General features: G+C 59.5%; 16 protein-coding genes. 2 read left to right on the forward strand and 14 right to left on the reverse strand.

The features are described 5' to 3' along the window. Window positions 1-10 precede the first annotated feature (10 nt). Entirely contained in the window at window positions 11-646 is a 636-nt protein-coding gene (locus tag BT179_RS15925) for a hypothetical protein (RefSeq protein ID WP_072398350.1), read from the forward strand. 42 nt (window positions 647-688) lie between these two features. Here the strand turns inward: BT179_RS15925 and BT179_RS15930 are convergent, their stop codons facing one another. Both BT179_RS15930 and BT179_RS15935 read right to left on the reverse strand, forming a co-directional pair. Next, window positions 689-1,234, reverse strand: a complete 546-nt coding sequence (locus BT179_RS15930; RefSeq protein WP_072431227.1) for a hypothetical protein — start codon at window positions 1,232-1,234, stop codon at window positions 689-691. Window positions 1,235-1,465: 231 nt separating this feature from the next. Next, window positions 1,466-2,374: a LysR family transcriptional regulator gene (locus BT179_RS15935; protein ID WP_072431228.1), complete on the reverse strand. Its 909-nt coding sequence runs from the start codon at window positions 2,372-2,374 to the stop codon at window positions 1,466-1,468. 126 nt (window positions 2,375-2,500) lie between these two features. Between BT179_RS15935 and BT179_RS15940 the strand changes: the two genes are divergently transcribed. Beyond that, a complete protein-coding gene (locus tag BT179_RS15940; protein WP_072431229.1) occupies window positions 2,501-3,253 on the forward strand; it encodes an SDR family oxidoreductase in 753 nt (250 codons plus the stop codon). A 125-nt stretch (window positions 3,254-3,378) separates the two neighbouring features. Here BT179_RS15940 and BT179_RS15945 read toward each other — a convergent pair whose 3' ends face one another. From BT179_RS15945 to BT179_RS16000, 12 genes are all read right to left on the reverse strand, one after another. Beyond that, the gene (locus BT179_RS15945) at window positions 3,379-4,248 is read right to left on the reverse strand and encodes a DUF6282 family protein (RefSeq protein WP_072398346.1); all 870 of its coding nucleotides are present in this window, start codon (window positions 4,246-4,248) and stop codon (window positions 3,379-3,381) included. Then, window positions 4,245-5,021 (reverse strand): alpha/beta hydrolase, encoded by a 777-nt coding sequence (locus tag BT179_RS15950; protein WP_072431230.1) that lies wholly within the window; start codon window positions 5,019-5,021, stop codon window positions 4,245-4,247. Before BT179_RS15950 ends, BT179_RS15945 begins: the two co-directional genes overlap by 4 nt. A 17-nt stretch (window positions 5,022-5,038) precedes the next feature. Further along, window positions 5,039-6,028, reverse strand: coding sequence for an NAD(P)H-dependent flavin oxidoreductase (locus BT179_RS15955; RefSeq protein ID WP_072398344.1), 990 nt, complete (start codon window positions 6,026-6,028; stop codon window positions 5,039-5,041). A gap of 61 nt (window positions 6,029-6,089) precedes the next feature. Beyond that, window positions 6,090-6,458, reverse strand: a complete 369-nt coding sequence (locus BT179_RS15960) for an antibiotic biosynthesis monooxygenase family protein (RefSeq protein ID WP_072398343.1) — start codon at window positions 6,456-6,458, stop codon at window positions 6,090-6,092. Between the two features lie 28 nt (window positions 6,459-6,486). Then, a complete protein-coding gene (locus BT179_RS15965; protein WP_083526354.1) occupies window positions 6,487-7,047 on the reverse strand; it encodes a flavin reductase family protein in 561 nt (186 codons plus the stop codon). Next, window positions 7,044-8,213: an LLM class flavin-dependent oxidoreductase gene (locus BT179_RS15970; protein ID WP_072398342.1), complete on the reverse strand. Its 1,170-nt coding sequence runs from the start codon at window positions 8,211-8,213 to the stop codon at window positions 7,044-7,046. The genes BT179_RS15965 and BT179_RS15970 overlap by 4 nt, the downstream gene beginning before the upstream one ends. A gap of 38 nt (window positions 8,214-8,251) precedes the next feature. Continuing rightward, entirely contained in the window at window positions 8,252-8,959 is a 708-nt protein-coding gene (locus BT179_RS15975) for an RraA family protein (protein WP_072398341.1), read from the reverse strand. Beyond that, on the reverse strand, window positions 8,956-10,146 hold the full coding sequence (locus BT179_RS15980; protein WP_072398340.1) for an isocitrate/isopropylmalate dehydrogenase family protein: 1,191 nt from the start codon (window positions 10,144-10,146) through the stop codon (window positions 8,956-8,958). The genes BT179_RS15975 and BT179_RS15980 overlap by 4 nt, the downstream gene beginning before the upstream one ends. Next, a complete protein-coding gene (locus BT179_RS15985; RefSeq protein ID WP_231991073.1) occupies window positions 10,146-11,276 on the reverse strand; it encodes an aldolase catalytic domain-containing protein in 1,131 nt (376 codons plus the stop codon). The genes BT179_RS15980 and BT179_RS15985 overlap by 1 nt, the downstream gene beginning before the upstream one ends. Before the next feature lie 207 nt (window positions 11,277-11,483). After that, a complete protein-coding gene (locus BT179_RS15990) occupies window positions 11,484-12,404 on the reverse strand; it encodes a LysR family transcriptional regulator (protein ID WP_083526353.1) in 921 nt (306 codons plus the stop codon). A 90-nt stretch (window positions 12,405-12,494) separates the two neighbouring features. Continuing rightward, window positions 12,495-13,685, reverse strand: a complete 1,191-nt coding sequence (locus BT179_RS15995; RefSeq protein WP_072398338.1) for an MFS transporter — start codon at window positions 13,683-13,685, stop codon at window positions 12,495-12,497. Further along, a complete protein-coding gene (locus tag BT179_RS16000) occupies window positions 13,682-14,683 on the reverse strand; it encodes a zinc-dependent alcohol dehydrogenase family protein (RefSeq protein ID WP_072398337.1) in 1,002 nt (333 codons plus the stop codon). The genes BT179_RS15995 and BT179_RS16000 overlap by 4 nt, the downstream gene beginning before the upstream one ends. Window positions 14,684-14,693 lie beyond the last annotated feature (10 nt).

Consider the following 14,693-nt stretch of genomic DNA (forward strand, 5'->3'; position numbering starts at 1 on the left):
GGAAGTTGATATGCAATTTGCAAAAGCCATAGGCCTCGCCTTGGCCCTGAGCCTCAGTGGATGCGCCAGTTTCACCAAAGATGAAGTCGCACCCGTGAACCTGCCTTCAATGGCCAGCTACTCGAACAAGCCAAACGTTTATGTCGACTTCGATTTCTATCAAGGCGAACCTGGCAATGCCAAGGCCACCGAGGTGCCACAGGCGCGTGACATGCTCAAGCCCGAGCTGAAACGAACCTTCGATGAATCGGGGCTCTTCGGGCGGGTGGTCTTCGACGAGTTCCAGAAGCAACCAGGCGACTACAGCCTTCGACTGAAGGTCTATAACCATGCGCCAGGCGGCGGACAGCTGGTATTGGCGTTCATCAGTGGTTTCACACTGGGTGTGATACCCGCGGTAGGAACCGACCAGTACACCATGAGCCTTGAAACCCTGGACGATCAAGGACAGCCCCTGGCCAAGTCCAGCAATCATGATGCGATCAATACCTGGATCGGCATCTGGTTCCTGCCGCTGGCAGGCAACACGCCCAAGGCTGCGGTCACCGATACCTTCAACCGGCAGGTCAATGCGCTGTTGAAGAACTGGGTCGACACCAACCGCATGAAATACTCCGCTGTCGACACCCGCATTCCAAGGGGCTGACACTGATGAAAAAAAGAGCCGCAATCGCGGCTCTTTTCTTTATTACTTCAACGCTTGAGTGAACTGTGGGTCGCTGTACAGGCTCTTGAGAAGATCGTGCACCATCGGGTTGTAATTGTTCGCGGCTGCCGGAATGGCGATTGCGCCAATGAAACTACTGTCCCATTCACGTTGCACGTCCTTGGTGGACTCGTACAACACCTGATCACCTTTACGCAGCGTGAAGCGTGCCGCCAGTTGCCCGTGCCCAGTGCCCATGCCTGCGGTCAGCTGACTCTTGACCAGCTGAACCTGCAGCTGCCGGTCAGCACGTGGGTCCAACAGACCCGCCTGGCGAAGCTCATCGTTGATCGCGGCCTGGATATGCAATGGAACGCTGCCTGCGGGGGAGGAAATCGGGTTCATGCGCACCATCAGCGACCCTTGGCCGGAATCGGCATTTACCTGTGCTTCGCGCAGAGGCTGCATGGGTTCGTTTTTCTTGAGCTGCTGAACGTTCTGGAAATCGGGTTCATAGCGGGTCATGGTGACACCACAGCCCTGGAGCAACAGAGCGCAGATTGGTAGAGCCAGATAGAGCTTCTTCACAGCAAATCCTTATGTGCTTTTTTGAAGGGAGGGGATTATCGGCAGATAGCTATTGGCCATCAAGGAATAAGTTCTGCGGCAGCAGATACGCCTGACGTCGTGGTAGCTGCGATGTGCGATGAACCTTGCTCATTGCCGGAGCCGAAACGGTTCAAATGAGGGCCAACCGACGAGACGGCCGATCTGGAGCAGACCGTGATCCAGACCTCTGAATCCAGTCACCATGTCCTTTCACGGCACCGGAAAAGGAATATTGCCGTTCAGGGCCGCAGTTCTCGAGAACACCTCAGCCATGAAGTCCATGAACACGATTGCCCGCGTGGGGAGCAGTCTGTTGGCGACATAGACGATCTGCACCGGGACGGGCGGAGCGACGTGGTCCGCCAGGATGAGTTGCAATCGACCACTGCTCAAGCCTTCCTCAAACAGCCACGCGGGCCCATGTCCCACCCCCAAGCCTGCCGTGACCGCAGCACTCACGGCGTCGGGCGAGTTGACCCGGAACCTGCCGGAAACCGCAATTTCAGCGTCACGCAAGCGCCAGGTCGCCCCGGACGCCAGCAGGGTGTAGATGACGCAGTCGTGGTCGCGCAGGTCATCCGGTGTCAGCGGGACTCCGCGTTTGCCCAGGTAGTCCTTGCTGGCCACGAAGACGCGGTCGTACCATCCAAGACGCCGGGCGCGCAGGGCGCTGTCTTCCAGGTGTCCGATGCGAATGGCAAGTTCGGTTCCTTCATTGACCAGATCCACGTAGCGATCGTTGAGCTGAAGATCCAGGGTCAGTTGGGGGTAACGCTCCAGAAACGCCGGTACGTGCGGCAGCACGAACGCGTGTGCAAGCGCTGTCGGGCAGGCTACACGCAAGAGTCCCGACGGCTCGATGATGTTTCGCAAGGACGACTCGGATTCATCCACCGCATCGAGGATTCGCCGCACGTCCGCATAGTAGCGTTCACCCTCCGGCGTCAAAGACAGCTTTCGCGTCGAGCGGTGAAGCAGACGCGTCTGCAAATGCTCTTCCAGCGCCGCCACGTAGCGACTGACATTGGGTTGCCCCAGTCCCAGGTCGCGGCCCGCAGCGGAAAAGCTTCCGGTTTCCACGGCGCGTGCGAAGCATGACATCAAGAGAAACCGATCCATACCACTCCCTGGATTCATGTAATTTCTGCATGAATCATATTCAAAAGCTGGATCTTATCTATTTGTTGGCATGAGCGCACATTCTCCATCCCGACCGTGTGGGTCGCTATTCCCAGGAGAAACCAAATGTCGCGCTTGCAAGGTAAACGTACTCTCATCACTGGCGGCACCAGTGGCATCGGCCTGGAAACCGCAAAGCAGTTTCTGGCCGAAGGCGCCCGGGTCATCGTCACGGGCGTCAATCCCGATTCGATCGTCAAAGCTCAGGCTGAACTGGGATCCGAAGTCCTGGTACTACGGGCCGACTCGGCCAGTGTCGCCGCGCAACAGGAACTGGCACAAGCCGTCAAGGACCACTACGGCCAGTTGGATGTTGCTTTCCTCAATGCCGGGATATCTGTCTGGCTGCCCATCGAGCAGTGGACACCAGAGATGTTCGAGCGCTCTTTCGACATCAATGTCAAAGGCCCTTACTTCCTGATGCAGGCGTTGCTGCCGGCCTTTGCGAATCCTGCTTGCATCGTACTCAACACCTCCATCAGCGCACATGTGGGCGCGGCCCGCTCGTCCGTGTATGCCGCCACGAAGGCTGCATTGTTGAACATGTCGAAGACACTTTCGACTGAACTGCTGGGACGCGGTATCCGTGTCAACGCCGTCAGCCCCGGACCGATCGACACCCCCCTGTACGATAAGCTCGGGGTTGCGGATGCGTATCGCGAGCAAGTCAACAAGGAGATCACGGCAAGCATTCCGCTTGGCCGCTTCGGTACGGCCGAGGAGGTTGCCAAAGCGGTGCTGTATCTGGCGTCCGACGAGTCGCGCTGGACCGTGGGTTCTGAAATCGTCGTTGACGGTGGCCGCCTGCTCAATGGGTAAGCGCACCGCCCGGATGTTGGGCGAAAGCGACTTGGCATCGGGCCGATGCAACGAGGCGCTGAAGGTTTGCTTCAGCGCTGAGCGACGCGCCGACCTACTGGCGAACAAAGCGCGCGCCTTGCGCACTACAACGCCAGCTGCAACAGTGCCTGCGCGTGCCCTTTGCTGACCTGCTGCGCTCGCTCAGTGCCTAACCCCATTTTTTCAAACCACAGCAAGCTGTCTACCTGCCATTGTTCGATATCAGGCTGAGAGGTCTGGCCCAGGTCGGAACTGTAGAGCGCCCTGGGGACTTCGCACAGGACCTTGCTGAAGTCTCCCCAGGGCTGGTAGCCGAGCAGATAGGTCAGGGCGGTTTGTTCGGTGTAGACCATGGGCGCTTGAGCCAGCTCCAGCAGAGCGGTGGCGTCCAACCCGGTCAAGGGATTGGCCGGCTGGTTGAGCATAAGCCTGGGCACATCCAACCGCACCGCCGCGTCTACCAAAAGACGTACTTCCCGGGCGTCGGCATGACCGGTGGAAATGACGATCGGATAGTCCCGGGCCATCCGCAGCACATCCAGGGTTTGCGCATTGAGTTTCCCCTCCTGACTGACGGTGAGCGGCCGGATGGGGTATTTATCCAGAATCCAATGACTACTGTTGCGTTTGAGGCGGGACTGGTGGGAGCGACCTGTGACGGTGGGAAGGTGCACGATCAGCCGGGCTTCGCTGTCCCCGTGGTGGCACAGCGAACGCTGCACCACCCTGAAATCGATACCGCCGGCGATTTCATTGAGAACCACCGAGCCTGAAACCGGAAGCCCTTCCTGCCTGGCCTCCCAGGCTTGGGACGCGCTGCAGCCAAGGTGGTTCTTCAGCACCACCCAGCCGTTCAACGAGCGGTAATGCCGACCGGCCTCCATCACGCCATGGCGCCGCAGGTACGCGTCGGGACCGGCGTGATAATGCACATCGATGAAGTCAGCCTCGAACAAACCCAGCGGGCGGCTCATGCGGCCACCTCCAGGTTGATGCCCAGGTGATCGCGCACGGTGCGCATGACCAATGCCGGCGCGTCGAGCAATGGACGCATGCCGCCATCGGGAATGGATAACCGGCAGTGGCGGGCCTGATCGTTGACATGCACGTTTATACCCCGCACCAGCTGCGACTGTTCGCCATAAACCGCCAGCAGTGCGCCGGAAAAACCGTGGCTCGCTTGTCGCAGGTCGAGGCGATTAAGCAGCCGGAAACCCAGGTGCAGGCGCCTGGCCTGGCGTGCGGCGCTGGCCTGGTCGATGGCGATTGGCCCGCTGGGACGTATCCGGGTCGCCGGTTGTACAAGCTGGTCGAGTAGCTGGAGCGCTTGTTCGAGATCGCCGAGCAGGGCCAGGTCAGCCATCTTCCCCAGTCGACCGTCGAGGATTCCATCGGCGAAGGCAGGGGAGGACAGCAATAGCACTTTGCTGATGTGCGGGGCGAGGCTGGTGCCGAGTAGCGCCTGGACGACCGCGCCACCCAAGGCCGATCCCACCAGCAGATCGATCTGGCCCAACGCCGACAACTCTTGGCGCCAGCGCTGTGAAAACTCTTCAAGCGATTCGTTTTCGTCGCCCAGCAGCGATAGCGTGTCGAAGACCACTATCCGGTAACCCGCTTTTACCAGTGGTGCGATCATGGGTTGGAAGAACTGCCCTTCATCCCATACGGGCATGACCGGCGACATGACCACTGCCAGTTGATTGCCGTTGCCCCAACGGCGGCTGACTGCATTGGACGTTTGCATAATCCTTCTCCGGATGATCAGGCGATTTTGCCGAGAGCCAGCAGTTGCTGGCTGTTGCGCAAGATGCGCGTGGTTTCGCTTAACAGGTCATGGACGATCTGGCGGGCGGGCTTGATGTCGCCTACCAGGTCCAATACTTCACCTGCCCAGATCGCCCGGTTGTCGAGATCATCAGCGAGCACCGCCCTGGCGTAGTCCTGGCGAATCGAATCCGGCGCCTCTCGCAATGCCTCGTCGCGCCCCAGCCAAGCTTGCGAGAAGCGGTTGGCAATGGCCCGGCCGCTGTAGTGCTCAGGCCATTCGATGCCACGCACCAGATCGAAGATCCGGGTGCGCACGGTGTCCGACGTGCTGGATTCGATCAGGCGCTTCTTGAACGCGGCCGAAGGCAGGGCCTCCTCGGTCGCGAGCAAGCGTGTGCCCAGCATGACCCCATCGGCACCCAGCATCAGCGCCGCTGCCACGCCACGCCCGTCTGCGATGCCGCCGGCCGCAATCAGCGGGATTTTGTCCCCGACCCGATCCTGCACCGCAGGCAACAATGGCATCAGGCCCCGGCGCAAGCTGTGCCCGCCGGCTTCGGCACCTTGGACGATCAAGGCATCAGCCCCGGCGTCCAGGGCCGCAGTGGCCTGGTCAAGCTCATGAATCTGTACGATGGCTTTCGCGCCGGCCCGATGGATGATCGGCACGAATGCGGCAGGATCGCCAAACGACAATGCGACGGCGTCTGGTCCGTATTCCAGTGCCAGGTCCAGCAGCGCCATGTTTCGGGCTACGGTGAACATCACCAGGCCAACGCCCCATGGTTGCTTCAGGTCCCGCATGGGCGCCAGCTCGGTGCGCATCCACCGCTCCTCGCCATAGCTGGCGCCGACCAGGCCCAGCCCTCCGGCCTGGGATACCGCAGTGGCCAGCCTGGCCCCAGAGGCTCCCCCCATGGGCGCGAGGACGATCGGGTGGGAAATATTGAAGGCCTGTGTAAGGCGCGTGTTGAGCTCAGCCATATCGATACTCCTGTTCTCGTGCGGGCAGGCCGTTTCGGCCTGCCCGTTCTGGCTTTGGGATTTATTCAGCGATGAGCGCCGCGGCCAGGGCCTGAGGAATGAAATCGCTCACCTGGTAAAGGTGGAACTCCCATGTCCCGGTGTCCTTGAGCCCTGAATAACGTGACATGAATGACTCGTCCTGAAACAACGAATCAAAGGCATCCTTACTGCTCCATTGGGCCTGGTTGATGACCGTTTTGCCATCGAGGCTCTTGTACAGTCGGCTCCACTGGAAGGCAGGGTAGGTTTGCGCCACGTACTGGACGGTTTCGCGCAGGACGGCGAGGGCGGCATCTTGCTGGCCCGGGTTCACATGGACGACGTTCACCAGGAAGATGGCCTGGTCTTCGCCCGATTGCGGTGCCTGGAATTGTTCGATTTGTGTCATGAGTCATTCTCCTTGGGATTGGGGCGGGTCATTGCGTCAGGCGGGCGGATATCGCCGGGCTGCCGTTTTCCCAAAGCAGTGGATTGATGCAGTCGGCGAACCGGACTGCGTCGACGCGACCGATGATCACGTCGTGGGTGCCGTAGCTGAGGTGACTGTCCAAGGTGCAGACAAGGCTCGATTGCGCATCCGCCAGGCAGGGCAGGCCTTGAATGTCTTCCCATTGACCATGGGCGAAACGTTCGGGCCCTTTGACCTGGCCGGCGAACACCGGCACCAGGTCGCTATGGGTCGCGCTCAACAGGTTGACGCTAAAGCGCCCGGATAGCATGAGCGGGCTGTGGAGGCTGGCTGAGCGGTTGATGCATATCAGCAGAGCAGGGGGGCTGGTGCTGACTGAGATCACAGCGGTCGCGACCATGCCCACCGGGGCATCGCCGTCGCGGCTGGCAATGATCGCCACGCTCGATGTCAACCTGCGCATGGCGTGCTTGAACTGATCCGCCAGTTCGCCAGAAACCACGTCCGTGGTGATCGGCAGGACCGCGACATTGCCCGTAGCACTGCGGGCCTGGGAATATCTGCTCATGCCACGGCCTCCATGATCCTGCCCGGCTTGTGCGGCGCGCGTTGGCCGGCTTGCTCCATCAAGGGCAATACCTCCTTGACGAAGCGCTGAAGCCCGCTCTGGTAGTCCAGCCAGGTCAAGTTGATGCCGTCCACCCCCAGGTCGGACCAGCGCTGCATCTGGTCGACGATCATCTGGGCGGTGCCCACCAACGGCACGCCGGCAAAACCGGCCTTGAAATGGAAGCGAAAACGCTCGGCATCGGCGGCGTCCTTGAACATGCCGCTTTGTACGCCGATCTCGCGGGTTACGTTATCCAGCGCCGCGTCGTCCCCATGCTGGGTCACGTAGTAGTCGAGTTGCTGGTGCGCCTGGTCCAGTGTGTCTTCGTGGACGACGTAGGCGTAGACCCAGATCTGCAGTTCCCGGCCATGTTCCAGGCGTGCCAGGTCGCGATAGGCCTTGATCTGCGCGCGGATGGTGTCATCGTCATCTTCATGCTTGAGGATCAGGAACGCGGCATCGCAATGTTGGGCGCAGAATTGCCGACCCCTTGGGGAGCCACCAGCGTTCATCAGAAACGGCCGGTTGATCGGCTTGGGCTCCGCGTAGCCTTGCTTGACGTTGAAGAACTCGCCCTCGTAGTCAAAGTACCCGTTGGCCTCCCACGCTTTTTTAGCGATCGCTATCCACTCATCGGCATGGTCGTAGCGTTTATCGTGGTCACGCTGGTGACCATTGAACATGCCCATTTCCTGGCCGAACCAACCGCAGATCATGTTCAACCCGAAGCGACCGCCGCTGATGTGATCGATGGTCGCCGCCTGCTTGGCGGCAAACAATGGGTGGACGGTGGACAAGTGTGATGTAGTGAACAGCGCGATCTGCTCGGTGACCGATGCCAGGCCTGCTGCCCAGGTGTAGGTTTCGTAGGAAACGCCCATCGGATTGCTGGCGCCTTCCCAGCCTCGCCAGCGGCCCACGGGTAGCAAAAGCTCAAGGCCTGCGCGATCGGCCAGTGTGGCGATCGCCAGGTTGCTTTGCCAATCGGCTGCCCTGTGGCGCTCTGGAACGGTGGTCAGTGTGCAACCGCCTTCGATGTTGAAACCGAACACGCCGAGTTTGATTTTGTTCTGGCTGTCGCGAACCGGATTAGGCTTGCGAATGGACACGTTTGCAGTGGTCATGTCTTGAATACTCTTTCGAATGGGGAAATAAGTCGAAATCAAGCGTTCGCCTGCTTTTCCTTGGATGACAGCCAAGGCTGGTCGTAGCGGTGCAGGGCGCGGGCCTGTTCCAGGGTGTAGCCATTGCTCACGCTCTGGATAATGTCCTTCTCTGTCTGCTCGACAGCCTGGGCACGCCGGATGACCTCTTGGGCCTTGTCTGCCGGAATTGCCAGGCAACCGCTGCTATCGCACACCACCACGTCGCCCGGATTGATCGTCACCCCGGATATCTGCACGGGTATCTGGGTTGCCTTGAGCTGCACTCGGTTTTTCGCCGATTGCATGAAGCGGGCTCGACTGAATAACGGGTAGTTCAGGCGCTGGACCGTATCGATATCCCGCGCGGCCCCGTCGATCAGCGTTCCTCGAATGCCTCGGCTTATCGCCACATGGGTCAGGATGTCGCCCCAGGTTGTGCAGTCCGTGCGCCCGGGATTGCTGGAAACGATGACCGCGTCGGGCGGCACTTCATCGATGTAATTGGCGGCGGACCTGAAGCCGTTCCGTTCCTGGACTGGCTCGTACAACACGGTGTAGGCGAAGCCGATACAACGGGTCCCTGGCACCTGCTGGTTGAGGCCGGCCAGGCCCCCGGCCAGCCCCAGGCTGTCGAGTGCATCTGACAGGCTGGCGGTGTCGAGCGCCTCGCAGGCCTTGAGCAGCGCATGGTTGTTTTGCAAAGCGGGAGAAATGATGGCGTTCATGCATGGGCTCCTTTTTTCAGGCCGTGCTTGTCCTGGTCTCCGGACTGCCGGGATGTCAGCCCGTCAAGCCGCGCCACCCATTCGAGAGCTTGCTTGACGATGGCGGCCGCCACTTCGAAGGTATTGGCCGTTCCGCCCAGGTCGTAGGTGCGGCAATCACTGCGTGCGACCTGGGAGACGGCGTTGCGAATCGCCTGGGCGGAGTGCCGATGTCCGAGGTGCTCGAGCATCAGCGCGACTGACAGGAACATTGCGCTCGGGTTGGCCCGACGTTGGCCGGCGTAGGCGGGCGCGCTGCCATGGACCGGTTCGAAGTAGGCACCCTGGGCCCCGATGTTTGCGCTGGGCGCCAGGCCCAGGCCACCCATGACCCCGGCCCCGAGGTCGGAAAGAATGTCGCCAAACATGTTTTCCGCCACGATCACCCCGAAGCGCTCGGGCCGTCGGACCATCCACAACGCAACGGCGTCGACGTTATCGATGTTGCACTGGATGTCGGGAAAGTCCGCGGCAACCGACTCCAGGATCTCTCGGGCAAACGCGCCGCTGTACCGCAGGACGTTGGGTTTGTCCGCCAGCGTGACGCGCTCGTGGCCCTGCTGGCGTGCGTACTCGAAGGCAAAGCGGAACAGGCGCAGTAGTCCTGCGCGGGTTTGCAGGCGCACCGTCATCGTGGCATCGGTGCAACTCTCTCGCGACCATGGCGCGCCATTGCGTTCGCGCTCAGCCAGTATCGGTTCGAACGCCTGCGGAATGCTGGCAAAATCCAGCCCAGCATACAGGCCCTCGGTATTCTCTCGAATCACCGAAAAACGATAGCGGTTGTTGCCCAGTACATCGGTGACAGGCCGTACATTGGCAAACAGTCCAAGTTTTTGGCGAAGCTGGATAACCGGAGAAACATAGACTCGCCCGGTTCCCCTGAGTATCGATGAAAGTTCCGCTTCCGCTTCACGAAGAGGCTTGCTGGTAATCGCTCCTAATAACGTGGCGTCACTTTCATTGATCAAGTCCCAGGTTTTATCTGGAATGCAATTTCCTTCTTTCTGCCAACAGCTCCAACCGATATCCCCAAACTTTAGATCGATGGGCAATCCAAGGGCTTCGAATAACGGCAGTACCGCGTCGGTAACTTCGACGCCAATGCCGTCACCTGGCAATACACATACTTGTTGTCGCCGGCTCATTAGCGGATACCTCCGCTTGCCAGGGAGGGCGATAGAGTCGTCGGCAATGGCTTTATAGACTTTTCCGGCTTGCGGCTACCCTGTTCGTGCAATATCTGCAAAGCGTGGAAAGTTGAAGCGGGGCTGTACGCCTTTATCACATCATCCAGGCGTTGCTGAACATCGAAGGGCATGTTGTAGGTGCCCATCATGACATCTGTCAGCGACAATGGCAGGCTGCTGGCGGGCACGGTGTCGGCGGTGAGCTGGGATAAATGCAGGGCACTCACCAGGTCATAGTCATTGCGAATGCCGGCACGGTGCAGGTAGGCGACAAAAACACCCAGGTGCAGATTGCCCGCCCCCTTGCCCATGCCACAGATTGAAGCATCGATGTATTCGGCGCCGGCATCCATGGCGGCAATGGAATTGGAAAGCGCCAGGGAAAGGTTGTTGTGGGCATGGAAGCCCAAGGGGATCAGGACCCGGCTGGATATCCGAGTGATCAGCCGGTCTACATCGGCAGGTATCATGTTGCCGTTGGAGTCCGCGAACACCAGCAAGTCTGCCCCGGCGTTTTCCGCGCGCAGGCTCATATCGGAAATTTCCCCAGGACCCAGGGTTGTGACATGGGTGATATTGGCGCTTACCTGGAAGCCATGAGCCTTGGCCAGTCGCACGGTGGCCAACCCGTCGTCCAGACGGTCGCGGCGCAGGCAAACCCTGATCATCGACACGCCATATTCCTGAAGCAGCTGGAAGTCGCTGGCATCGACATTGTGCGGATGCACCATGACGCACAAGTCGATCCGCCCCGCGGCGGCGTCATGGACCGCACTCAGGTACTGGGCGTCGACAGCGCTGGTGAGCCCATGCTCGTGCTTGCGTACGAACGAACCGTTGCGGTAACCGATTTCGCAGTACGGAATGCCGGCTTCGACCATTTGAGAAATTGCAGACTGGGCGTAATCAACGGTGAAGTTGAAATCATTGCGGTATCCACCGTCTCGCAGCGTGACATCGATAATCTTTATCTGGCTCATGAATACAGTCCCTTTTTCATGTTTCGAAGGCACGCAAGTGTGCCGCTTTAACTTCGAATAAGCAGAGGTAACCAGGAGTAACAATGTCTTGCGCAGCCGTATACGCATAACGATCAGCCGACAGTGGCGGCGTTATTGGCGTAAAAGGCAGGGGGATTATTATTATAGGAATGTAACGGTTTTCTACGAGGTCATGATTTCAGCGAAAACTCGTTCGCCTGACCTGATTCGATACTGGACAACATTCCGCAGATTGTAAACAGGTTGTTTTTAACAGCTGCTGTTAAAAAATTCCCAGTCGGGTCGAACCTTTTATTAACGATGTTGCTGTGCAAAGCAATGAATGATGAAGTCCATCATGGCCCTTATTCCGGGAGCCGTTCGCATGTCGCGATGGACCACCAGCCATAGCTCAGCATGTAACGGCCGCTCTTCGATCGAGACCCTGTGCAGGCCGCTTTGAGGATTGGCCATGAATACGGGGAGCAAGGCGATACCGGCGCCGGCCCTGGCCGCTTCGGCCTGTACATCGAAGGATTTGACCCTTAGCACCACTGGCCTTTGGCCCGCGGCATTCTCCAGCCAGATGCGCTGAGGGGAGGGTTCTTGTTCATCGTCATGGGCGATGAATTCATAGGCTGAGGGGGCACGGCCCTGGAGATAGGATTGCGCGGCGAAAAAACCGAAATCCAGGGTGCCGATCTTCCGCACGACCAGGTCCGTCTCGGTCGGTCGTCCGACGCTGATCGCGATATCCGCTTCGCGCCTTGCCATGGAGGCCATGCGGGGGTTGGACAGGATCCGCACGTTGACGCCAGGACATTGCTCCCTTAGCTGACCGAGACGGGGCGCAATGAAATGCGTCGTCAGGTGGGGAGGTGAGCTGAGGGTAATGTCTGCGACTTTATCGGTGCGGATCGCGCAGACCGCGCGGCTCAGCGCGCAGGCAGTTTCCTGCATGCGGTTACCCAACTGGGCGATCCGCTCGCCGTTTTCGGTCAATTCGTATCGGTGGCTGCGCCGGTCCACCAGGCGTATTTTCAGTGCCGTTTCAAGGGCCGCTATCCGCCGTGAAACAGTCGCGTGTTCGACGTTTAACGACCGCGCTGCGGCAGCCAGGGAGCGTATTCTCGCGAAGGCGATGAAATACCGAAGGTTCTCCCAATCGAACTGGGTGCTGTCCACAGGGAAATCGACGGCCTGCGAGGCGGTGAGTGAAGTGCTGCTAACATCCATATCGTAACTCCGTCCGAGTGGTTCTGACCGATAAAAACTCCGCTGAGTTCGAGAAAGACCGTGGCAGGCCACGGTCTCCGAGGAATGACTTTAGTGCAAAACCGCCTGGGTTTCCGACGCAAGGCCTGGTTGTCGGGCTCCATACACAAGCACCTTGGTCGCGATTGTCGCAGCTGCCAGCGCACAGAAAACCAGCCCGCTGACGATGGTTCCTTCCATTCCCAAGCGTGCGAGGAACCAGCCGCCGGCGGTTGCACCGAGCGTCACGCCCAAATTGATGAATGAAATGTAGAGTCCCGTCACAAACTCGGGAGCCTCCGGGGCTTCGGAGGTCAACCATACCTGCGTTACGATCAGGCCACTGGTGTGTGTGGCGCCCCACAGCACGACGATCAACACCATCGGCAAAATGGCTGCACTGGCGAAGAAATGGAGGATCAGGTAGGACGCACCCAGCATGATCGGATGCATCAGCGTGGTACTCACTTTGTTCCTGGACAGCAAGCGGCCCGCCAGCAAATTACCGGCTACACCTCCCACACCAAAGAGGATCAACATGGCGCTGATCACCTCACCGCTCATGCCGGCTTCACGAGACAGGTATTCGGCGCTGTAGGAGTACACCGAAAACATCGCACCGAAGATCAGGGTGGAGGCCAGGATATTGAGCCACAGCGTCGGTTTGCGCAGGATAGCCAGCTGTTCCCCATAAGGGGTTCGCTGTCCGGCAAAGGTATCGGGTAGCCGGGCGATGATGCCGAGGCCGGCGATCACATTGACTGCGGTGCAGAACAGAAAGGCCGCCTCGTAGGAGAAGCGTGCGGCGATCCAGGTGGTGATAGGCACGCCCAGGACCATGCCCATGCTGGTGCCGACAAACGCTTTGGCCGTCGCTTGCGTAGCCTGTTCCTTGGGATAAAGAGACACCGCTGCGACAAAAGCCAGAGAGAAATACACCGGATGGAAGAACGCCGGAATGATCCGCAGGACCGCAAGCGATCCGTAATCGGGCGCATAGGCCGACAAGGCGCTGGAACCGGCAAAAATGAACAACGACAGGGTCAGGATCCGCTTGCGGTTGTAACGTGAAAACAACAGCACCATGAAGGGGCCGAATACCGCAATGATCAGGGCGAACAGGCCCACCAGATAGCCCGCCTGAGAGGCGCTGACGCTGTAGCGTTCGATGATCACTGGCAAGATACCGACTACGCCGAACTCGATGGTGTAGACCCCGAACAAACCCAGCGCGATGAAGAACAACGGGTTGAACATTTTCATGGCCGGTCCTCCAGGGTCACGATGACTTTGCCGAACTGCTCACCGGCCTCCAGGTATTCATGGGCCTCGACGATCTCGTCGAAGGTAAAGGTTCTGGCGATTACAGGGGACAGGCTGCCGTCGATCAGGCCGCTGGAGACGAACGCCTTGCCTTGGGCAAACAGGACCGGGTCGTTGACGATTTCGTGCAGCAGGTAGCCTCGCAGCGTGAGGCTTTTCCCTAGCACGGTGAACAGCGGAAAGGGCGAGGGCTCGCTGCTCAAGGCTCCGTACTCGATGATAATGCCGCCGCGACGGGTGGCATCCGCCAACGGCTCGATAGCCGGACCGCCCACTGGATCGAAGACAACCCTGGCGCCATCGCCGGCCGTGATCTCCCCGACACGTACCGCCAGATTTTCCTTGTCGCTGACAATCACATGAGCGGCACCGGCCGCCAGCAGCTTGCGGACCTTTTCCTCGCCACGGGTCACCGCGATAGGTATCGCCTTTACACGGTTGGCAATCTGAATGGCAGCCAGGCCTACACTGCTCGAAGCGGCGGTTATCAGCACGAAGTCACCTGCAACCAGTCCGGCGACGGGCAATAACGCGCCCCAGGCCGTGAGATATTGCATCCAGACGCCAGCGGCCTGTTCGAGGCTGAGGCTGTCCGGATGTTTGACCAGCATCGCCGCCGGCACCACCGCCTGCTCGGCATAGGTTCCCCATCGAGCGATGCTCGAAGGGGGAACGAGGCTGACCGGATCGCCTATCTCAAAATCGTGTACGGCATCGCCTAAGGCTTCGACAAAACCGGCTGCTTCGTACCCCAGCCGGCTGGGAAACTCAGCCTGCTCAAGGTACTGGCCGCGCCTGAACATGGATTCGGCGCGGTTGAGACCGATGGCTTTTACCCGGATGCGGACCTCATCAGGGCCTGGCTGGGCGACCGGTAAATCCTCGATTCGCAGGACCTCTGGATCACCATACTCATGGAACCGAACGACACGTGTCATGGCATTTCTC

Origin of the sequence: Pseudomonas sp. NFACC43 (assembly GCF_900119645.1) — a bacterium.
In the GTDB taxonomy this organism is placed as follows: domain Bacteria; phylum Pseudomonadota; class Gammaproteobacteria; order Pseudomonadales; family Pseudomonadaceae; genus Aquipseudomonas.